Below are 21,364 nucleotides of genomic sequence, written 5' to 3' on the forward strand. Positions count from 1 at the left end.
ATAATGAGGAATTATTTTTTAATCGCAACAGTATTTTTTGTAGCTTTTTTAAGCTCATGTGGTAGTGATGATGAATTAGATTTAGTAAATTTTTCTGTCACTTTTAGTACAAATACTTTAAGTATGACAGCAGATGAACAAACTAAAGAAGTTGTTTTAACATATTCAAGAGCAGCTACAGAAGCAGGAAATATTAACATTGCATTTAGTGGTGAAAATGCAGTTTATGGAACTGATTTTACTACAGACCCTAATGGATCGTCTGGTTCAATTTCAATTCCGGTAGCAGTAGGAGATACACAAGCATCTTTTACATTTACAAAATTACAAGATCCAATTGAAGGAACTTCTAAATCAGTAAGTTTTTCAATCAATAGTTTTGATAACACAAGTTGGGTAAATGGTGCTACAACAACAGCACAGGTAAGTTTTACGCCAATAGCATCTTTAGGTGGAGTAATTGATTTATTAACAGGTGGATCAACTCAACCAAATCAATGCTATATTGATTTAAGTACAGGTGTTCAAAAAGCAGTAAAAAGAGATACTTGGGAGTTAGGAGTTTATAATGGAACTGAAAACAGAGTATTTTTAAATTCAGCTTTACTAGTTTCTGCAGCACAAATAAAAGGAGCAACAGATATTTTAGCTGTTACAGAAGCTACTGCGTTAAGCGAGACTTTAACATTCAATACTATTGACGCTACTTTTTCACCAACCACAGTAGATGTTTCAACAGTGAGTGAGATAATGGCAGGTTTACCTTTAGGTTATACACAGTATAGTAATCATGCAGAGGGAAATGTGTTTACTGATTTACAAGCAGGAAATTTAGAAGATACTGCTTTTGCAGAAGTATCAACTACAGATAGTGAGAATTTCGTATACATTGTTTCTTTAGGAAACGAAGTACCAGCAACTGAAGCTAATCCTGGGGCAATTAATACTACAGGAGATCATAGAGGTTTTATGAAAGTTAGAATTTTAACTGATGGTAATTCTTATACAATTCAGTATGCTGATGTGAACGAAACAGCTTCATTTAATACGATAACAGTAGCAAAAGAAGCGAATAAAGTATTAACAGCGGTTAGTTTATCAAGAGGAGAAAAAGTTGATGTTGAGCCTGCATCTGACCAGTGGGATATTAATTTTTCGGGAGTATTTAGTTATAACGGAGCGCAAGGTCCTGGTTATTTTGGATTAACATATTCTGATTATGGTTTACACAATACTATTGGAAATGTAGGAATGTATCAAGTGACAACTTATGAAACAGATGCAAGTGGAGCTAGAGTAGACTTAAATGTGCCTTCGTATACAGACTTTTCATTAAGTGATATTGATGATAGTTCTTTAGAGTATGATGATAGAACAGTAATTAGCAGCAGCTGGAGAAGTACTACAAATGGGGTTGCTAAGGATGATCGTTACTTTATTTTAAAAGATGCTAGTGGTAATTACTACAAATTACGTTTTACAGCATTGTTAAGTAGTGATGGAATAAGAGGAAATTCACAATTTGAGTATGCTAGGTTAAATTAATCATACTCATATTATAAAGAAAAATTTCAATCGTTACGTATTGGATTTTTGTTAGTTTTTTTATAAGCTATTCGGTATATTCGAATAGCTTTTTGTATGAAAAGACTTTTTGTAACGACAAATCTCAAAATTTTAGTATCATGAAAAAAACAATTATAGTCTCAATTTTATTTCTTTACAATGTTTTAAATGCCCAATCTAAAAAGGAGGTAGCTTATTTTGCAAGTGGATGTTTTTGGTGTGTAGAAGCTATTTTTGAAAGTGTGGAAGGAGTAGAGGAAGCAGTTTCAGGTTATGCTGGTGGACACACAAAAAATCCTACGTATAAAAAAATAGGTACAGGAACTACGGGACATGCCGAAACAGTTGCAGTATATTATGATTCTAAAAAAGTTAGTTTTAAAACGTTAGCCGATGTGTTTTTTGGTTCACACAATCCAACTACAGTAAACGGGCAACATCCTGATTATGGAACACAATATAGATCTATAGCTTTTTATAAAACAGATGCTGAAAAGAAAATATTACAAGCAAAAGTAATGGATTTAAATGCTGAAGTATATAAAGGTAAAGTAGCTACAGAAATTACAAAGTTTACTAAGTTTTATGAAGCGGAAGATTATCATCAAAATTATGAGCGTTTACATCCAAACAATCCATATGTGAAGAATGTTTCTATTCCTAGATTGAATAGATTTAAAAAGAAGTTCCCACAATTACTAAAAAAAGGAAGTCATTAGTACAAAATAAACTGAATTAATAATTTTTTTGTACAAAAAGAAAGAGGTAAGTTTTAAACTTACCTCTTTTTTGCTTTTTAGCTAATTTCAACCTGTAAACTAAATTATTTTATAATTATTTTTTTAGATGAATATCCGTTTTTAGTCTGTATTAATAATAAATACGTTCCTTTTGCATATTCAGAAGTGTTAATTGTTTCTTTATGCATAGCAGCTTGTTTTTTAAATACCACTCTACCTTTTAAATCTACTAACGCCATAATTCCTAATGATTGTTTCGTAGGAACCTCTATGTTTAATGTGTTACTTGTCGGATTTGGATAAGCTTTTACATTTAAATTAGTTGGAGTAGGAGTAGCAATAGAATTAAAGGCTGCTCTTTTACTGATATCGCCAGTTGGAGCTGCTTTTGGTCCTGCTGTTTGACCAGGAGGTGTGCTTGCGTTAAAAACCATACATTTTGTACAGCCTGTAGCAGGATTTTCAAATACCACTCTAATCCAATCATTCAATCCAGTGAAAGCAAATAAAGAAGAGTTTGTAGTTGGCAAAGGATCGTTAAAATCATAAGGAGTTCCTCCTGTACAAGCAACTTCATCTAATTCCCCAGCATTTTGAGCTTGAAACCAAGTTATAATTACAGGGCTATCGCTTTTTACTGACAATAATGTACCAACGCCACCACCAACAGGAGTAGCAGCAAATCTAATAAGACTTGGAGGTGATACATTTTGTGTTGTAGATTCACCTACACAACCATTGTTTTCTGGTGTAACAGTAATATCTCCACCATTTCCGTCAAGTTGTAAAATAATTGTATCTGATCCTTGAGCACCACCAATAATTGTCCAGTTACTTGGAATGTTCCATTGGTAATTTGTTACGTTTCCTGTAGAAGAAGCAGTAAATTCCGCTTGGTTATCACATCCAAATCTAGTTTCAGTAATTGTTGGTTTAGAAGGCGCAACTTTTACATCTAAAGTATTTGGTAATGATTTACAACTAGCTTCATCATAAGTAACAGCTTGTATGGTAAAGTCGCTACTAATAGCAGTAAAATTAAAGTTACTAGGACTAGCAATAGTTGCAGTTTGTACAACAGTTCCAGTACCGTCTAGAACAGATACTTCAGCATTACTAGCTCCATTATAATCAATAGTATAATCGTAATTATTATTAGGAATTACACATAAAGGTCCGCTAATTAAAGGAGCTGAAGGAGCTGCTTTTACATTTAAAGATGCAGGTAATGATCTACAACTGCTATCTAAGTAAGTAACCACCTCAATTTCAAAATCACTGCTAGGAGCAATGTAAGTGAAATTGTTTGGTGCTACAAGATTTTCAGTACGTAGTACAGTTCCTGCTGCATCTGTAACAGTTACCTCTGCACTAGTGATAGTTTTATAATCAATGTTATAAGTATAAGAGTTTCCTGGTATTACACATGAGTCTCCTGTAACTTCAGGAGTTAACAAGGCTTTTACGTTAAAAGAAGTTGGTAATGATCTACAACTAGCGTTGCTGTATGTTACAACTTGAATTTCGTAATCTCCATTAATCGCTGTAAAATCAAAATTACTAGGACTAGAAATAGTTTTAGTAAGTACAGTACTTTTACTAGCATTTAAAACAGCAACTTCTGCAGTAGTTGCTCCTTTATAATCGATATTGTAAGTATAGTTGTTGCTAGGAATAGCACAAGCCGCTCCAGTTACAATTGGAGATAATGGAGCAACTTCAAAGCTGTAATTAGCAGTTTGAGCACCAGTACATCCATTCAAAGTAGCAGAGATATTAAATTGACCAGTAGTACTTTGATTAATTCCAGAAGCAGGAGGAGTTAATGTTAATGTATTGCTTCCAATTTGTACATCCCAACCATTGCTATCATCTAATATTTCACTAGGAATATTCCATTCATATTTTGCAAACGGAGAAGCAGTAAAAGTAAATGCATTTACAGCATCATTAGGAACACAATTAGGTCCGTCTATAGAAACAGTACCGCCACCAACTCTGTTTACAAATACAGCAGTTGGAGAACTGTCACATTCAGGTTCTGATTGATCCGTAGCTTTTACATTTAAAACACCACTTTCATTATCGTTAAAAGTAACTTCAATTTGACTTCCATTAGAAGTAGTTGAAGTAACTACCCAATCTTTATCGCCAGAAACGGTCCAAGTATATATTTTGTTAGGTTCTGGATTGTCAACTTCTAAGCTGATAGTAGCACCTAAACTTGCATCAGCACAATATACTTGTTGTGCTGTTTTTGGGCTATCTGGGCTAGAAGTAATTTCTCTGTAAAAAGAATATTCACCAAAAACAGTATTGGTAATTTTCATCACAAAATTTCCAACATTAGAAGGAGAATATCCATCTTGATAAAATACAACAGCAGCATTTCCGTATAATTCGCTAGCATCAATTTTTAATTTAGAAGTATCGAAAGCAGTTACTTGATCCGTTTCAAGTATTTCCCAATCAAAAATTCCGTTACTAGCAACTTCATCTAATACAGCATACACAGTAGACTTGCTATCATCAAGATTATTGTCTCTTAAACAAGTAACACCTAAAATTCCATCCGGAGTAAAGTTTTTAAGTATTTCCCAGTTTATGTAAGAACCACCCCCACAAACACCAGTACAAGTGTCAATGAAAGAAGCTCTTAAAAACCCTTTGTTGATTGATCCATCACTAGCAATAGTTACATTTACTTCATATTTTCCATTTCCGTTTAAAGTAGCAACGTTGTTTTGATTTACAATATTTACGCCTCCACTAGCAAACCAAACTACACTAAACATTTGGTCGTTTACTATAGTTACAACTTGGTTGTTGTTGCTTTGCACGTCTAAAGGAATCCAACGATTTCTAGTTTTGATATAATCAGGAGCATTAATGTTCCCGTATTTAACAGAATATGTAGGGTTGATAACATTTCCAGTAGGAGAAATATCAACATCATATCTAATTACAGTTGCAGGAACAGTAGAATTATCAGTAATTTTTAAAAAAACTTTTCCTTCACCTCTAACATTTAAATTCACTTTATTGTCACCAGTAATAGTAAGAGATCTAGATCCACTTCCTGTATTACCAGCTCTTCTAAAAGTAAGTGCACCAGTTGCATCCCATGCAAATGTACTACTAGCAAGATCTACACTGCTAGCATCAGCTACTAACTCAATATTAGCGTTACAGCCGTATGCTTGTCCGTTGTTTACGTTAATGTCTTGTGCCTTAGCAACAAAACTGGTTAAAAATAGCGTTAAAAAAAAAGTAGTTGTTAATAAGCTTTTAGTAGCCCGTTTTAAAAGCAATTCTTTTTTTTGTTTTACTTTCTTTGTCTTCATAAATAGTTTTACTTATTTGGTTGGTTATTAAGGTTGATTTTAGCTCTAAAAAAGCTACTCAAAAATACAATTGAAATTTTATAAAGACTCACCCAAAGAAGGTGATTTTACTTCTTTTTCTGCTTTTTTTAATATCTTTTTTTAACAGTGTAACATTTTGGTTAAAAGAGATACATATATTTGGAAAATAATTATAGGAAGTAATTTTTTTTAACGAAATTGCTATTTTTAAAAATTGTACAACTATTTAAAACTTATACAAAATGTCTGATGATTTTGATTTATTAGAAACTAATTCTAACGAGAAAACAGAAAAAGTAGATGTGAATTGGGGAAAAGCTATCGATTCAATGAAGTCGAAGTTAGCGCAAGAAGATGATCCACAAGTACGTCAAAAAATATTAAATGCAACGTTGGATGATGTTGTACACATGGCAGAGAAGGATAGAACTACGCTTTTAGATGCTATTAAAGACCTTACAGATTATCAGGATGAGGTGGGAATTATTTTTGAAAAATTTTCATCTTTAAATGCTGATGAGCAAAAAATTATAGACGATGCTCAGAAAGCGTTAGAAAGAGCAAAAATTAAATTAGAAGATGCACAAAATAAGCCAGATACTTGGTGGAATAATTTATTAGGAAGGAAAAGTAAAATTGCCAAAGCAGAGCAAGAGCTTAAAGATGCTGAAAAAGTTAGAAGCAGTGCAGATAATAGAGCTAAAGCAATGTTTCAAGAGCGAATTGAAAGTGCAGATGTTCAAACATTGTTAAGCGAACTTTCATACAAATCGCAAGCAGCGGTATCTCGATTAAAAAATAGAGAAGTAGAAATTAAAGAAGTAGAAGATAAACTACAAACAGCAATTGTTGAAGCTACTAAAAATCACACCAAAGCTTTAGAGAAAAAGCAAGAAGTAGAAGGGCAGTTAGAAGAGCAATATGCATTACTAAAACAAGCACGACAAGAGTTAGAAGAAATTGCTGATAAGCAATCTACTGAATATGCACAGGCTATTGGTAAAGTAACTGGATTAGAACAAAAAGTAGAAGAGTTAGAAGGATTGAAAAATGCTTACACAACTTTAGCAGCCAGTAAAGATAGTTTTGTACACAAACATAATTTAACTATTAAAGTATTAACATCTTTACGTAGTAACTTACAAACACACAGAGCAAAATTAAAGTCTGATACAGAAGAACGTTTAAAGTATTATGATGGTTATGTAGTTGCATTAAAGGCAAGAACTGATCAAGAGTTTGCTGCTATTTTAGAACATTTAGGAGTTAAGACAGATGAGCATATTGGAGAAACTTTAGCTGCTATGCATACAGCAAGTGCAAAAGCTCGTCAAGAAATGATGGATAACATTCCTGTTCATGAAAAAGTAATGCAAGGTGTGTATGGATCATATGCAGAGGCTTTACAAGAAATTCGTGAGAAGGATACTGAAATTCAAAAGAATTTTGCAGATCGTTACGGAATTGATATGAAAGAACTTTTTGAAGATTATTATAAATCTGACGGAAATAGTACTCCAGAAAAAAATGACGAACCATCTAAACCTGAACCAGACGCAGGAGATGATGATTTATTATCGTAATGTAAAACAGTGAACAATTATCAATTATCGGTGATCATATTGATTACTGATAATTGATTACTGATAATTGAAATAACAATGATTGTAACCCCTTTAGATTCTGCAACACTAGATTCAAAAGAGCAATATGTGTTTTACCATAAAATGGTAGATTTTGTTTTAAAAGAATTAATAGTCAACATTCAAAAACAAAATTTATGCAGTCAACAAGAGCTTACTATTTTTAAACAATACACCGATTTATTATTATACTCAATTGAAGCAATGCGTATTAAATATATGTATGATGATGAGGATAATATGAAAATAGATTTAACAGAATCTGGCTTTCCTAATTATTTAGAATTTAGGTATTTATTTAATGATTTATCTTTAAGAAATGAATACTTAAGTAAATTAGAAGATGTTGATTCGTTAAAAGAGGAGTTTTTAGATACTATTTTAAGAAAAAGAGAAAAAATAAAAAAGAGAAGATTGTTTCAAGCTTCTTCAATAGTTTATTATAATTCAGTAAAACAAGAATATATATTCAACAGATTTGTTCAAGGTAAAATAATTGATGCGCCAGAAAATAGTCCAGCTAGTTTATTAACAAGTTGGAGTTTTTATGATGTGTCAGACAACAGACCTTATGTGTGTTTTATGTATTTTGATTATGAAGGTAAAAAAGGTAAAGATTATAAAACTGAATTATATAAAACATTAAAAGAGAGTGCAGATAGAAATATGCCACTGGATACCATGGCGTATATGATTGATAGAAAAAATGTGAAAATTCATCCGAAGTACATAAAAAGAATAGATTTAGGTCCGTTGCATAATGTATTTGCCAAAGATGAAAACAAAATAACACATGCTATTTTAGAAGGAATCGGAAAAAAAGAAGTACGACTAGAATCATATGCTGTTTCTTTAAAAACCGATGAGGTTTTTTCGAATGATACTTTTACAGAAGGCGGATTCTTTTCAAAACAGATTTTGCAAAAATGGAATGATGTAGAGCGAAGAAATTATGTTTTTGCTCCACATAGAATTATTCAATTATTACACAATAAAGTTCCTGAAGTACTTAATAAATTAGCGAAAGAACCAGTGCAAACATCTGACCTAAAATTCAATGGTCTGTGATCAATTAACAATGATCAATACAAAAAAGAATAAGTTATGAAATTAGAGAATAATCCACTGCAAAATAAATCTTATGATTTTGCTTTGCAAGTGGTTAAATTATGTAAAAACTTAATGAAAAATCAAAAAGAATTTGTTCTGTCGAAACAATTACTGAGGAGTGGAACTTCAGTTGGAGCCAATATAATAGAGGCAAATGGAGCAATTTCTAGAGCAGATTTTTCATCTAAAATATCTATAGCATATAAAGAATGCTTGGAAACTAAATATTGGTTATCGTTATTGAAAGATAGTAACGATTTAAAAGAGGATAATTTTAAATTTTTATTTGATAAAGCAGATGAAATAGCAAAGATTTTATTCTCAATTCTAAAGAAAACACGTATTAACAAATACAATTAACATTCAAACACTGATAACTGATCACCGATAATTGATAATTGAAAAGAATGGAACACAACTCAACTTTCCCGATAAAACAAAATGAATTAGATATGCTTCGTGATGAAGCAAGTGGATATTTAAAAAGCGTTCAGTGGGAACAAGGACAAAGAGCAAAAAATAAAGACAAGGATGCAAAAGACGATTCAATATTATTGTTTTTGTCAAGAGCAAAAGGAGGAGCAGGAGCAGCATCAGAAATCACTTCGGTTTCTAAAACAATTTTAGCATTAAAAAAGCGATTATTACCTGATTCTATTGCAATTCCTGTATACTTAAACCAAACACTATTTGCGGTTCAAGAAGGAATTACTTTAGGAATTTGGATAAAAGATAGTTACACAGATGCATCAGGACTTTCAAGTTTAGCAGAACGTAAGTCAGCATTAGATGCGAGTGGAAAAAGAGAGTTTGAAAGTAAAATGCAAACAGCTACGGCATTTCAATTGTTTGCAACAGCATATAAAATTTTAAATGATTTAAAAGAATCAGCTTCAGATGATTTATCTGTGATGAAACAAAAGTTTGCAGGAATTCCAGAGGTGTCATTTTTCTCACCATTAAAGGGAATTTCATGTTGTTTGTTTTATTATGAAAAATACTTATCACATCCAGAAATAATTCAGTCAGATAAAGATGTAATTGATTTTACAGTAGTATATTTTGAAGCATTAATTGATGAAATTCAGTTAAGAAAAGGTAGTTTAGAATATACAGAAACAATTACGGATAGAACTTACAAACTTGAAAATTCAGATTTTGCAGTTTCAGGATGGGAAAATACATTTAGTGGTACGGCAAAAAGCGTAGAATTTAATAAGATAAAGTTCGAACAAATAGTAGGAAACAAAGATGCAAAACACTTTTCTCGCCGTTTAACAGAAAGAATGTTAAGCTACGATTTTGAAGCGCAGAAAAACCCGTTTCAAGAGTTAGGTGGTTTTATGCCAGTATTTATGGGGTACGGAATTCCAGGTACTGGTAAAAGTATGTTGATAGCAGCAATTGCAACACGTTTAAAAGAGTATTGTGATAATTTAGAAATACCATTTTTATTTCATCCAATGCCAGATACTCTGATATCAACATTTCAAGGAGGATCAGCAGAAAAAATGGTGGAATGGATGAAGCCAATGCAAGATCCTACAAAGTTAATCTTTGCTCCTATAGATGACGCTGAGAATAATTTACAAGAACGAACTGCACAAGGAGTATCAGCTGGTGTAAAAGAAGTAATCGGTGTGTTTTTAAGATACACTGAAGGAGCCTATGCTGTAAATTATGGAAATAGTTCAATAGGATTATTTACAAATTTACCAGAAATGTTAGATAAGGCTGTAATTTCTCGTGTGCAAGGTAGATTTAAAATTGATGGAGCAAGAACTGAACATGACTTTTTAGATCAAGATTATATCTGGTGGCGTAAGTTGCAAGAAACAATGCCTGATTTCATAAATATGGCAGATCCATCTGGATATACTTATTTACAAGGACAAGGATTGGCAAAAAACATGGGAGATATTTTAGAAAGTATCGAAAAGCCATCAGAAGAGAGAGTGTTAGATGTATACGATCGTGTTGAGAAATCTCATAAAACAAACGATCATTTGTTTTTTGCTAGTTTATATAAGGAGATTCAGCAAATATTTCCATTCTTCTCATCAAGAGATGTGCGTAATATTCAATCGGCAATATCATTACGTTTAACTGATTTTGATTTAGAAGAAGATTGGTTTGGAAATCCAGAAATTTATTTCAAAAAAGATTACGATACAAAACTGAATATGTTACAAGAATTGATGAAGGCGAATATGAAAGGTTTAGATTTTTCAGAAATTAGACGTCAAGAAGTAGTTCGATATTTAGATAATGTAGCAACCATTGCTGATACTGATTTTAAACGTAAAGTAGATGCTCGTATCAATCAAATGAATATTGAATTGGAAGCAAGAGAAAAGTTTGATAAAAGGTAAGTTTTGATAGCTGTATTTGAATTTTTATTAGAAGTGATAATTCAATTTTTTGTAGAATATGTTTTCGGCTATATAATAGTAGGTATTTATAATTTTATTAGTTACGTATTAAAGTCAATTAAAAAAGGAATACTAAATTTTTTCAATTTTCTTTTTAAAAAAGAAGAGGAAGTTAAAAACTAAAATGAAGAACAGATTAAAAAATGTTGTTTATAAATTATTATCAAATAATTGGGCAACACTACATAGAGTAGATTACGACTTTTTGTTTAAAGACGGAACGTGGAAACGTTTGTCGAGAGAAAGGTACGATAGAGGAGACGGAACTTGTGTGTTACTTTATAATAGAGAAAAAGAAACGGTTGTGTTAACAAGACAGTTTAGATTGCCTTTATACGATGAAAATAATTTTTCAGAGAGCATGTCTATAGAGGTTTGTGCAGGATCAATAGATGATAATGAGCAACCTGAAAAGTGTATTATTAGAGAAGTAAAAGAAGAAACAGGTTACGAAATAAAAACCGTAAAAAGAGTGTATGAGTCTTACATGTCACCAGGAGCGGTAACAGAAAAGTTATTTATGTTTGTAGCTGAGTATTCAGATGATATGAAGGTGGATTCTGGAGGAGGTTTAGAAATAGAAGGAGAAGAAATAGAAGTGTTAGAATTGTCTTTTTCTGAAGCACTTCAAATGATAGAGACCAAAGAGATTAAAGATGCAAAAACAATTATGTTATTGCAATATGCACAGATTCATAAATTATTAGAATAGTTCTTAAATTATAACTATGAGTGAAGGAGCTTTTGATGAATTTGATATAGGTAACAAAGAGTTAGATATTGCTCCAATTTATATTCGAGTAATAGCTTTCGTGATTGATATAGTTATTTACTATTTGTTAAGTTTAGCTTTTGGAATTTTATTTGGAAAACACACAAATGTTGATACGTTTGGTTTTTCTTTAACTGGATTTCCTGCACTTATGTTGTTATTAATCACTTTGTTTTTATGGCCTGTAAGTGAAGGTATCTATGGGCAAACTATTGGTAAGCGATTTATGGATATAAGAGTAATAGCTAATAAAAATAAAAAAATGACAATTGGTAGAGGTTTAATTCGATTTTTTGTAGGGTTATTAGATATGATTTTTCTCATTGGAATTGTAGTTGCTATTTTTGATAATAACAGTAATAGAATAGGAGACATTATAGCGAATACTGTCGTAGTAAAAAATAAGTATAATGGATAAGCTAAAAGAAGCAGATTTATATAAAGGAGAGTTGATACCAATTAATGGAAAATTGGTAGAACGTTATAATAAATGTTTGGAAAAGTTAGGTTTTACTGAAACAAAGTTAGAATCGTTTTTTATTGATGGAATAGGATGGAGTCCTGAAGTAGCTAAAGAAAAAAATGAAGTTCATTATTTAAATAATGGAGAGGCAAATCCGCATTGTATTATTATTACACCTTTACAAAAAGGATTGCCAGTCTACAATCCGTTTCATTCGTTCGATAGAGAATTAATGAAACAGGTATTCAAAATACATAGCACCAAAATAGAAAACATCACAAGAGATTCTGCAATTTGTGTAGATTTTGATCAGAAGATAGATGTGTTTTATGAACCTTTAGACGTTTTAAAGTACGATAATATTACTGTTAAGTTTAGACTGATAGATAATTTAGATGAGGCAAGAGAAGAACAATTAAACTTAATAGAGTTATTTAAAAAAGATAATAATTTTGTAGATGAAAAAATTCACGAAAAATTATTAGAATCTGCCAATAAGTATGGTGATTTAAGAGAGCGAAATCTAAATTTAAAAGATATTGTGTATAGTGTTGATTCATTTTACACAGAAGCATTTGGTGGAATTTTTGTCATAAAAAGCTTTTTATCACCTATTTTAGTGTTTGAAGATGTAGATGCTTACAATGATGCAATTCAAGATACAAGTCATAATGTTTTAATGTATCATGTTTCTCAAAAAGAGTTGATTGACAAATTACGTTCACATTTAATTATTGAATGTGATTTAGATTTAGATATGACTTTAAGAAGGTATGATCGTATCAAGAAATATTTATTATCTGAAATTTTAGAGGAAACACAACATCCAATCAAAGAAATCTTGAATGATAGTGTGCTTTTCAAGAGTTATTTAAATAAAATAGATATTAAAGCTCGTAAAAAAGTAATGGGCTTAGATCGTTATTTAGAAAAAAGAAAAACAGACAAAACTATAGAAGTGAAAGGTATTATAGATGACGATGTGTATTTGTCACTGCACAGTCCGCATTCATCATTAAAACCCAATGAGCAAGATTTAATTTGGAAATTGATTGTAACCTTAGCACCAAAAGATGTTTTATTTTTATATTGGTATGATAAAGAGGAGTTTTACAAGCAATATAAAGATTGGGATGAATCAATGAAAGATTGGGTAATTCATACGATTAAAGGGAGTTTCTAGAGTTGGGTGTTAGAAGCTAGAAGTTAGTAGATGAGTAAAAAAGTTATGAAATGAAATTTAAATTTGAGAAATTATTGATTTGGCAAAGAGCTATGGATTTAGGAGAGAAATTAAATACCTTAGCGTATGAAAATTTTCCTAAACACGAATTATACAATCTGTCATCACAATTATCGAGAGCATCAGATTCTATAGCATTAAATATATCCGAAGGAGCTATTTTACAGTCTAAAGCTGAATATAGGAGATTTTTAGGGTATTCAATTAGGTCGTTAGCAGAAGTAGTTACTTGTTTACATAAATCGAAAAGAAGAAACTATATTTCTGAAAATGAATTCAACTCTTTTTATGAAGAATGTTTTAATTTAATGAATATGACTATAGCATTTAGGAATAAAGTAGAATAACATCAAGATAGAGAGGTTAAGTTGAGGAGTAAAAAACTTCTAACATCAAACTTCTGACTACTGACTTAAAAAAACTGTAACAAGAGGGCAATATTTTAAACTTATATATTAAAGCATCACAAGTTATTTCAACTTATAAACAAAACAATCAACTATGACACTAGAACTCATTTTTTTTGTAGCATCAATTTTATTAGGAATTGTATTGTATTGGAGAGAATCTAAAGGAAATAAAGTATATCGCTTTTTTAACAAAATGATGAACTCAAAAGAATTACAGATGAAACCATCGGAAACGAAAGGTTTTATATATCAACAATCTTTTTTACCAAGATTTGTATTTGTTACTACTTTATTTTTAATAGGTATGCTAGTAGTTCAATTTTTGTTACCAATAGGTATGGCAACAATTTCTCTTTTTGCTTCTATGATTATAGGTACACTTTTAGGAACTTACGTAGCAGGTTTCGTTTTTAAATCTGCCGAAGTTATTGATGAGCATTCTGATTCTTTAGAAACAATCATGCATGATACTCTTGAAAAAGGAAAAGAGTTTATAAATGATTTAAAAGAAGATAAAGAAATAGTAAAAGAAGAAGTGAAGAAAGTTGATCAAAAACCAGAAGAACCTCAAAAAAGTGCCCGTGAACGTTTAAAAGACAAAGGGTATTTGTAGGAAGGGATAAAAGAATCAAAACAAAAACAACTAGAATAATCTGACTTAAAAATCAAAAAATGATGAAAAAATACTGGAACAAAGGTGGAAAGCAAAGAAGTAGATTGATCTTTGTATTGATAATCTTATTGATAGCTTTATTTGTCTTAAGGGATGATTATCAACCTTTTTTACTTTTCATAAGAAAATATATCTTTTTGTTATTATTGACGTTATCGATACTGTTTTTAAGTATTCGAAAATTTAGAAAAACAGTCGGAGCAGGTAAACGACTTTTCATATTTATAGGATTATCTGTGTTTTTTGGATTGTTATATGTAGTTGGATGGCATTATAAGATGTATGACTATTTAAAAACATACAATGTATTTAACAATTTAAATAGATATGAAATTAATGAATTACCATTAACGCAGCATGAACGTATTCAGCCGTTAATGAATATTTTCTCAATGGCAAATGAGTCTGTAGCAGAAACAAAAGACGTATCGTTGCCACATTTAGTTCGAATAGATTCTATTAATAAATGGACAATGGCTATACAGCCTGCTGAAAAGTATTCTTGGCAAGCAATGACAGATAACACGGAAGAAATTTTTGCAGTGTCTAGTACAACTCCATTTCCAAGATTTTCTAGTGAAAATAGAATTCCGGTTACCTTTTCAATAGGTGAGTCTCTACGATTTAGTAGAAATACCTATAATGCAGTAGTGCAACGATTCAATTTGTTTCAATTATTTACTATGGAGCCAGGTGATACTTATTATATGAAAAATGATAAAGGAGCTTGGGTAGAAGTGGTAAGTTTAATAAAATGGAAAGGTTTCTTTTTTCCATATCCAACATTTGGGGGAGTAATGGTTATTGAAAACGGGGAGCATGATTTTAATGATTACTTAGAGCGTATTTTAATAGGAAAAGGAACTTACATTTCTCCTGAAGAAATGAAAGACTATCCGTATTTAACAAGACAAAATACATTGTCGGAGAAAGTATCAAGATTACAAGCAGAATCATTAAAGTTTTTAGGAGGTTTTAGCGATCCTTTGCCTTGGAATATGAAAACAGCAGTGAAAATTCCAGATTTAGCGGACGATCAGAATCAACAGCCTTTTGTAACTGATTTTGATTTTTCTGATACCAAAACTGGAGCTTACAGTGGATTGTATCATTGGTTTGGGTTAGAGCCAGTGGGTGCCGAGCGTACTAGTTTAACCTACAGTGTTTTTATTCCTGCTGATGGAACAGATAAGTTATACTTCTATGATCACGAGTCTAAAAAACAAGGTTACGCAGGAGTTTCAGCAATGCCTTTAAAAGTAATTGAGTCTCGTAAAGAGTTTGATTGGTCTGTAAACAAGCCAGTGGAGTTTAGACCATATATTAAAAACATTGCAGGTAGAAAGCGTTTATTTTTCTTAGGAACTATTTCTGCTGTTAGAGATGATTCTAGTAAGTTTGATGGTTCAGCAACACCTGATTTAGCAATTGTAGATAGTGAATATAGAGATGTGGTTTGGATAGATGCAAAACATCCAAGTAAGTGGGATGTAAATATTTTTGAACAATTAGGAGAAGCTTGGAAAGAGAGTGAAACTAACAATGATTACTTTAAGATCAACTCGAAATTATTTGAAGATCAAAGTAAAGTGCAGCTTGATTCTATGAAAACAATGTTGCAAAAAGAGATTAATGATAAAGAAATTGAAGCACTTCAAAGAAAGATTGATTCAATTAAATCTTTAGGAAGTAAATAATATAATTTAGAACTTAAGAATAAATCATTCAGACCTCACAGGTTTTTAAAACTTGTGAGGTTTTTTAAAATAGCTTAGAAAATGAACAAAGAATTGAATTTAAATAATAAGTACCTATACTTTATCGTGATTTTTATTTTATCATTCAGTTCTAACTCTCAAGAAATATTTGTATTTAATATTCTTGAAAGAGAAGTTTCTTATAAATCTCTTGAGTATTTATTAGATGATTTTATACTTTACAGAAAAATATCAAAAGAACCTTTTTATAGTGACGAACAGTATTTGGTTAGAAAAACATGTTGTGGTGAGTGGGGAGGAGCTATTTGGTTTAAAAATAAAAGAACAGGAATAGAATATTCTTGTGCAGCTACCTGTCCAAAATCGATTAGTAAATATCAAGGTAAATATATTGTTTCTACTTCTTTGAATCATGGCAGTGGAAGTTCAAGTATATTAGAGATTGTAGCTCCTGAAAAAATGGAAGTGTTTGTAAAACCTAAACCAAGAAATGAAATATTTAAACCTCCTTATTACATATGGGAAATTCAACCTAAATCTCAAAAAGGAGTAAAAGAATTATGGAGTGATTACGGAGGTGTTATGATTTATTTTAGTTTTCTTTATAAGGAAAAATTATATCATATAGTTGAAAAAGATGGTAAAACATATATTGCTATACTAAACGAAGAAAAACAAATGAAAATTTTAGATAAAATATCAGACAAACGGATATGGAGTCATTATGATTTGATAAGATTAGGAGATAATCATATATTTCAGTTTTTAGGGCAACGATCTGTTATAAAGGGGTACATTGAAATTATAGATAATAATGTTAATTTAGTATGGTATTCGTTCCCTAAAAGAATGTATTAGGTTGTAATTTATTCTTTTTTAAAGTAGTTAAACTACAAATTTCATAGTCTCAAAAAACACTGTTTTAAGCCGAATACAAAATAAGAGCAACTCCAATCATTACGCCAGCAAGCGGAATTAATTTTTTTCGTTTGTTTTTCTCTTTAAATAGAATACCGCCAATTACTACAGCAATAATTAATTGACTTCTTTTAATAGCAGAAAGTAGCATAATTAAAGCTTCAGGATCTTGTAAAGCTTTAAAATAAAAGTAATCAGCAGTTTGTAGTAAAATTCCAACAGCAGGAATTGACCATCTCCATATAAAAGCTTTTCTTTTTTCAACTTTAGGAAACCATATAATACTTAAAACAATCAATAAAATAAGAATACAATAAAAGCAAAACCAAAATTGTAAAGTTTGTGGATTTAAAGCAATTTTCTGAATTAAGAACTTATCATATAATCCGCTTGAGGCACCTAAAAAAGTAGCGCCAATAATAGCATAAATCCATTTGTTTTTTTTGAAAACAATACCTTCTTTTTTTCCAACTTGTGAATATAAATACACCGAAAAAATAATCAAGAAAAAACCAATCCATTGCCAAAAATTAGGACGCTCATTATATAAAAAGATAGCACCTATAAAGGTGAAAAATGGTCCAGCAGAACGAATAGGAGTTACAATGGTAATAGGTAAATGTTTTAAAGCTTGATAAGCTAAAATCCAAGAAGAACACATAATCATCGATTTTATCAAAATAAAACCATGCTTTTCAATTGGAATATCTTCAATTAAAAATCCCATTTTTAAGGTTTGCTCAGGAAAAAATTGAGATCCAATGTAAAAGGGAAGTAATGTACATAAGCCAGCAATCAATGTACCTAAAAGTACTGGATATACTTCGTTGTTTTGTACCGCATGTTTTTTACATAAATTATGCAATCCTAAAAAAAGTGCAGCCAATAAGCCTAAATACATCCACATACCAAACACGTATAAAAATTAAAGCTGCAAAACTACTAATTTAATCATCTTGTAAAAGCAAAATAAAAAATATTAATAAGGATTATAGAGGTTTTAAAACAGTAAACTCACCAGAAACAGGAAGATGTTTAGAAGTTGCTTTTAGAATCACTTTTTTTAATTCTCTCAATAGTTTTTTCTTTACAAAGAATTTATTAGTAACTAAACCTACATTTCTAGCAGGCACAGGAAATTTAAATTCAACTAAACGCTTTTGGTGTTTTTCAGGCAAATCTATGGCAGCTAATAAAGGAAGAATGGTCATTCCTTTTCTTGTTTCGGTAACGCGTAATAAACTGTCCATAGAGCCAGATTCAAATTCGAAGTTGATGTTAGATTTTAAAACTTGGCTAGAGAGATCACAAATTCTTTGTACCTGTGTTCTTAAACAATGTCCTTCTTGTAAAAGACATAATTTTGAATAATCTAAATTGTTTACTGAAACTTTAGAGTTTGCAATTTCACCACTACAATCGTACAATAAAAAAGGTTCAGAATATAAATTGATTTCATTCAAAGAATTATCCTCTAAAGGCAAAGCTAAAATTCCAATATCTAAAGTTCTATTTTTAATACTTTTTTTAATATTAGAAGTAGTCATTTCTTTTACAATGATTTTTACCTTCGGGAATAAACTTGCAAAATCAGTTAAAAATAATGGAAGTAAATAAGGAGCTATCGTTGGAATGATACCAATACTTAGCTCACCTAACATTTCTCCTTTTAGTTCTTGTGTTAAATTTTTTAATGAATCAATTTCATTTAAAATAATTCTTAATCTGTCTATAATTTGTTTTCCTTCAGAAGTTATGGAAACAGGTTTTGTTTTTCTATTGAAAATTTTAATACCTATTTCGTCTTCAAACCTACGAATCATGGTGCTTAATGTAGACTGTGTTACAAAACATTTTTCTGCGGCAGCTTCAAAATTCTTTAAATCGACAACTGCTAATACGTACTGGAATTGCTGTATGTTCATAATTACAAATATAATATTTACATTATAGATGTTGTGTTAGATAATATCGTTTTTATAAATAAATCACTTGTCGTTACTTTGTATTAGTAAACAAAATAAAACTAACATGAAATTTCATTTATTAACCGGTCTATTACTATCAATTTTCGTTTCATGTAGTAGTAGCGACAGCAAAACAGAAAGTACAATGGAAAAAAAGGGTAGTTGTCCTTTTGGTTTTGACAAAAAACCATCAACAGGACTTACATTAAAAGGAGAAGGTCACAATAATAAAGATTGGTGGCCAAATAGTTTAAACTTAAGTGTATTGAGATTACATTCTTCATTATCAAATCCGTTAGGAGAAAAATTTGATTATAAAGAAGCGTTTGAAGATTTAGATTACTATGCACTTAAAAAAGATATTGCAGTTACTTTAAAAGATTCAAAGGAATGGTGGCCTGCAGATTATGGAACTTACGGAGGTTTGTTTGTAAGAATGGCATGGCATAGTGCAGGTACTTACAGAACAGGAGACGGACGTGGAGGTACAAGAGAAGGGCAGCAACGTTTTGCACCTCAAAACAGTTGGCCAGATAATGCAAATTTAGATAAGGCTAGAAGATTGCTTTGGCCAGTAAAACAAAAATACGGGCAAAAAATTTCTTGGGCAGATTTAATGATTTTAGCAGGAAATGTTGCGTTGGAAGAAGCTGGTTTTAAAACAATTGGTTTTGCAGGGGGAAGAGAAGATGTTTGGGAGCCTGCTTCGAATGTATATTGGGGAGCAGAAAGAGAGTGGTTAACGAATAAAGAACGTTACAATGAAGAAGGTGAATTAGAGAAGCCTTTGGCAGCAGTTCAAATGGGATTAATTTATGTAAATCCTGAAGGACCAAACGGAAATCCTGATCCAGTAGCATCAGCAAAAGATATTAGAGAAACTTTTGGAAGAATGGGAATGAATGATGAGGAAACAGTTGCCTTAATTGCTGGCGGACATACCTTAGGTAAAACGCATGGTCAAGCAAGTGGAGATCATTTAGGAGCAGCTCCAGAAGGTGCTGGTATTGAAGAGCAAGGTTTAGGATGGAAAAGTTCTTATGGAACTGGTAAAGGTAAAGATGCAATTACATCTGGTTTAGAAGTAATTTGGACAGTTACTCCAGATAAATGGAGTCAAGGTTTCTTTAAAAACTTGTTTGAGCATGAATGGGAGTTAACTAAAAGTCCAGGAGGAGCACATCAATGGCAAGCGAAAAATGCTGTGGTAAAACTTCCAGATGCATTTGATAAAACGAAGTTTCATACACCAACAATGTTAACGACAGATTTAGCATTAATCAAAGATCCTGCTTATGAGAAAATTTCGAGAAGATTTTATGAAAATCCTGAAGAGTTTAATAAAGCCTTTGCTAAAGCGTGGTTTAAGTTAACACACAGAGATATGGGACCAAAGTCAACTTATTTAGGTCCAGAAATTCCAAAAGAAGAGTTTACTTGGCAAGATCCAATTCCAGCAAAAACAGGAGGAGTGATTAGTGCTAATCAGGTAGCATCTTTAAAGAAAGAGATCTTAAATTCAGGATTAACCACTAGTGAATTAGTAACCACGGCTTGGGCTTCGGCTTCTAGTTATAGAAATTCTGATAGAAGAGGTGGGGCTAATGGAGCTAGAATTAGATTAGAGCCTCAGGTAAACTGGGAATCTAATAATCCAGTACAATTAAAGAAGGTTTTAGGAGTATATGAGAAAATTCAATCAGCTTTTAATGCAAAATCAAATACAAAAGTATCTATAGCAGATTTAATTGTTTTAGGAGGAAGTACAGCAGTTGAAAAAGCTTCAGAAAAAGCAGGATTTAAAGTGAATGTTCCGTTTACACCAGGTAGAAATGATGCTTCTCAAGAGCAAACTGATGTTGAAGGTATGGCAGTTTTAGAACCAATTGCAGATGGATTTAGAAATTATAAAAAAGCAGATTATACTTTATCAGCAGAACAGCTATTAGTAGATAAGGCACAATTACTTACATTATCAGCTCCAGAAATGACAGTTTTAGTAGGAGGAATGAGAGCTTTAAATGCTAATTTTGATGGATCTAAAAATGGAATATTTACAAATAACACAGAAGCATTAACAAATGACTTTTTTGTAAACTTGTTAGATATGAAATATAAATGGAGTGCGGTTTCTGATAAAAAGGATGTGTTCAATATTGTAGATAGAAACACAAATGAAACAAAATGGAAAGCAACTAGAGTTGATTTAATTTTTGGATCTAATTCAGAGTTAAGAGCTTTATCAGAAGTATATGCAAGTGAAGATGGTAAAGAGAAGTTGGTAAAAGACTTTGTAAAAGCTTGGGTTAAAGTAATGAATTTAGATAGATTCGATATTTAAAAT

The 21,364-nt window shown here is 31.2% G+C and carries 17 protein-coding genes; 14 read left to right on the forward strand and 3 right to left on the reverse strand.

Annotated elements, in window-relative coordinates; translation table 11 throughout:
• The first annotated feature begins 3 nt into the window (after positions 1-3).
• Together EYW44_RS18255 and msrA are read left to right on the forward strand one after the other, a co-directional pair.
• Positions 4-1,545, forward strand: coding sequence for an HmuY family protein (locus EYW44_RS18255; protein ID WP_132726044.1), 1,542 nt, complete (start codon positions 4-6; stop codon positions 1,543-1,545).
• Positions 1,546-1,685: 140 nt separating this feature from the next.
• Complete coding sequence (msrA, locus tag EYW44_RS18260) at positions 1,686-2,285, forward strand: peptide-methionine (S)-S-oxide reductase MsrA (protein ID WP_132726047.1); 600 nt, start codon at positions 1,686-1,688, stop codon at positions 2,283-2,285.
• A gap of 104 nt (positions 2,286-2,389) precedes the next feature.
• On the opposite strand, the gene EYW44_RS18265 is transcribed toward msrA, so the two are convergent.
• Complete coding sequence (locus EYW44_RS18265) at positions 2,390-5,650, reverse strand: T9SS type A sorting domain-containing protein (RefSeq protein WP_132726050.1); 3,261 nt, start codon at positions 5,648-5,650, stop codon at positions 2,390-2,392.
• Between the two features lie 263 nt (positions 5,651-5,913).
• Here EYW44_RS18265 and EYW44_RS18270 point away from each other — a divergent pair, with 263 nt between their 5' ends.
• The 11 genes from EYW44_RS18270 to EYW44_RS18320 all read left to right on the forward strand — a co-directional run bounded on the left by EYW44_RS18270 (position 5,914) and on the right by EYW44_RS18320 (position 16,993).
• Positions 5,914-7,254 (forward strand): microtubule-binding protein, encoded by a 1,341-nt coding sequence (locus tag EYW44_RS18270; protein WP_132726053.1) that lies wholly within the window; start codon positions 5,914-5,916, stop codon positions 7,252-7,254.
• Positions 7,255-7,332: 78 nt separating this feature from the next.
• Positions 7,333-8,382, forward strand: a complete 1,050-nt coding sequence (locus tag EYW44_RS18275; RefSeq protein WP_132726056.1) for a hypothetical protein — start codon at positions 7,333-7,335, stop codon at positions 8,380-8,382.
• A 36-nt stretch (positions 8,383-8,418) separates the two neighbouring features.
• A complete protein-coding gene (locus EYW44_RS18280; RefSeq protein WP_132726059.1) occupies positions 8,419-8,784 on the forward strand; it encodes a four helix bundle protein in 366 nt (121 codons plus the stop codon).
• A gap of 47 nt (positions 8,785-8,831) precedes the next feature.
• Entirely contained in the window at positions 8,832-10,796 is a 1,965-nt protein-coding gene (locus EYW44_RS18285) for an AAA family ATPase (RefSeq protein WP_132726062.1), read from the forward strand.
• Positions 10,797-10,980: 184 nt separating this feature from the next.
• Entirely contained in the window at positions 10,981-11,568 is a 588-nt protein-coding gene (locus tag EYW44_RS18290; protein ID WP_132726065.1) for an NUDIX domain-containing protein, read from the forward strand.
• Between the two features lie 16 nt (positions 11,569-11,584).
• On the forward strand, positions 11,585-12,046 hold the full coding sequence (locus EYW44_RS18295) for an RDD family protein (protein ID WP_132726068.1): 462 nt from the start codon (positions 11,585-11,587) through the stop codon (positions 12,044-12,046).
• On the forward strand, positions 12,039-13,274 hold the full coding sequence (locus EYW44_RS18300) for a DUF6638 family protein (protein WP_132726071.1): 1,236 nt from the start codon (positions 12,039-12,041) through the stop codon (positions 13,272-13,274). Before EYW44_RS18295 ends, EYW44_RS18300 begins: the two co-directional genes overlap by 8 nt.
• Before the next feature lie 50 nt (positions 13,275-13,324).
• A complete protein-coding gene (locus EYW44_RS18305; protein WP_132726074.1) occupies positions 13,325-13,681 on the forward strand; it encodes a four helix bundle protein in 357 nt (118 codons plus the stop codon).
• A gap of 154 nt (positions 13,682-13,835) precedes the next feature.
• Positions 13,836-14,357 (forward strand): hypothetical protein, encoded by a 522-nt coding sequence (locus tag EYW44_RS18310; RefSeq protein WP_132726076.1) that lies wholly within the window; start codon positions 13,836-13,838, stop codon positions 14,355-14,357.
• Between the two features lie 59 nt (positions 14,358-14,416).
• Positions 14,417-16,114 (forward strand): hypothetical protein, encoded by a 1,698-nt coding sequence (locus tag EYW44_RS18315; RefSeq protein ID WP_132726080.1) that lies wholly within the window; start codon positions 14,417-14,419, stop codon positions 16,112-16,114.
• 81 nt (positions 16,115-16,195) lie between these two features.
• Entirely contained in the window at positions 16,196-16,993 is a 798-nt protein-coding gene (locus EYW44_RS18320; RefSeq protein ID WP_132726082.1) for a hypothetical protein, read from the forward strand.
• Positions 16,994-17,057: 64 nt separating this feature from the next.
• Here EYW44_RS18320 and EYW44_RS18325 read toward each other — a convergent pair whose 3' ends face one another.
• Both EYW44_RS18325 and EYW44_RS18330 read right to left on the reverse strand, forming a co-directional pair.
• The gene (locus EYW44_RS18325; protein WP_132726085.1) at positions 17,058-17,960 is read right to left on the reverse strand and encodes a DMT family transporter; all 903 of its coding nucleotides are present in this window, start codon (positions 17,958-17,960) and stop codon (positions 17,058-17,060) included.
• An 82-nt stretch (positions 17,961-18,042) separates the two neighbouring features.
• Positions 18,043-18,978 (reverse strand): LysR substrate-binding domain-containing protein, encoded by a 936-nt coding sequence (locus EYW44_RS18330; RefSeq protein ID WP_132726087.1) that lies wholly within the window; start codon positions 18,976-18,978, stop codon positions 18,043-18,045.
• A gap of 187 nt (positions 18,979-19,165) precedes the next feature.
• Between EYW44_RS18330 and katG the strand changes: the two genes are divergently transcribed.
• A complete protein-coding gene (gene katG, locus EYW44_RS18335) occupies positions 19,166-21,361 on the forward strand; it encodes a catalase/peroxidase HPI (RefSeq protein ID WP_243643697.1) in 2,196 nt (731 codons plus the stop codon).
• Positions 21,362-21,364: the final 3 nt, after the last annotated feature.

Source organism: Tenacibaculum sp. M341 (assembly GCF_004337695.1).
Lineage (GTDB): Bacteria > Bacteroidota > Bacteroidia > Flavobacteriales > Flavobacteriaceae > Polaribacter.

Bases quoted from the DNA above. Each gene is read 5' to 3' on its own strand.
- EYW44_RS18305 (WP_132726074.1), top strand. From the start codon at position 13,325: ATGAAATTTAAATTTGAGAAATTATTGATTTGGCAAAGAGCTATGGAT.
- EYW44_RS18300 (WP_132726071.1), top strand. From the start codon at position 12,039: ATGGATAAGCTAAAAGAAGCAGATTTATATAAAGGAGAGTTGATACCA.
- EYW44_RS18275 (WP_132726056.1), top strand. From the start codon at position 7,333: ATGATTGTAACCCCTTTAGATTCTGCAACACTAGATTCAAAAGAGCAA.
- EYW44_RS18280 (WP_132726059.1), top strand. From the start codon at position 8,419: ATGAAATTAGAGAATAATCCACTGCAAAATAAATCTTATGATTTTGCT.
- EYW44_RS18320 (WP_132726082.1), top strand. From the start codon at position 16,196: ATGAACAAAGAATTGAATTTAAATAATAAGTACCTATACTTTATCGTG.
- EYW44_RS18265 (WP_132726050.1), bottom strand. From the start codon at position 5,650: ATGAAGACAAAGAAAGTAAAACAAAAAAAAGAATTGCTTTTAAAACGG.
- EYW44_RS18325 (WP_132726085.1), bottom strand. From the start codon at position 17,960: ATGTGGATGTATTTAGGCTTATTGGCTGCACTTTTTTTAGGATTGCAT.
- EYW44_RS18270 (WP_132726053.1), top strand. From the start codon at position 5,914: ATGTCTGATGATTTTGATTTATTAGAAACTAATTCTAACGAGAAAACA.
- msrA (WP_132726047.1), top strand. From the start codon at position 1,686: ATGAAAAAAACAATTATAGTCTCAATTTTATTTCTTTACAATGTTTTA.
- EYW44_RS18290 (WP_132726065.1), top strand. From the start codon at position 10,981: ATGAAGAACAGATTAAAAAATGTTGTTTATAAATTATTATCAAATAAT.
- EYW44_RS18310 (WP_132726076.1), top strand. From the start codon at position 13,836: ATGACACTAGAACTCATTTTTTTTGTAGCATCAATTTTATTAGGAATT.
- EYW44_RS18315 (WP_132726080.1), top strand. From the start codon at position 14,417: ATGATGAAAAAATACTGGAACAAAGGTGGAAAGCAAAGAAGTAGATTG.
- katG (WP_243643697.1), top strand. From the start codon at position 19,166: ATGGAAAAAAAGGGTAGTTGTCCTTTTGGTTTTGACAAAAAACCATCA.
- EYW44_RS18255 (WP_132726044.1), top strand. From the start codon at position 4: ATGAGGAATTATTTTTTAATCGCAACAGTATTTTTTGTAGCTTTTTTA.
- EYW44_RS18330 (WP_132726087.1), bottom strand. From the start codon at position 18,978: ATGAACATACAGCAATTCCAGTACGTATTAGCAGTTGTCGATTTAAAG.
- EYW44_RS18295 (WP_132726068.1), top strand. From the start codon at position 11,585: ATGAGTGAAGGAGCTTTTGATGAATTTGATATAGGTAACAAAGAGTTA.
- EYW44_RS18285 (WP_132726062.1), top strand. From the start codon at position 8,832: ATGGAACACAACTCAACTTTCCCGATAAAACAAAATGAATTAGATATG.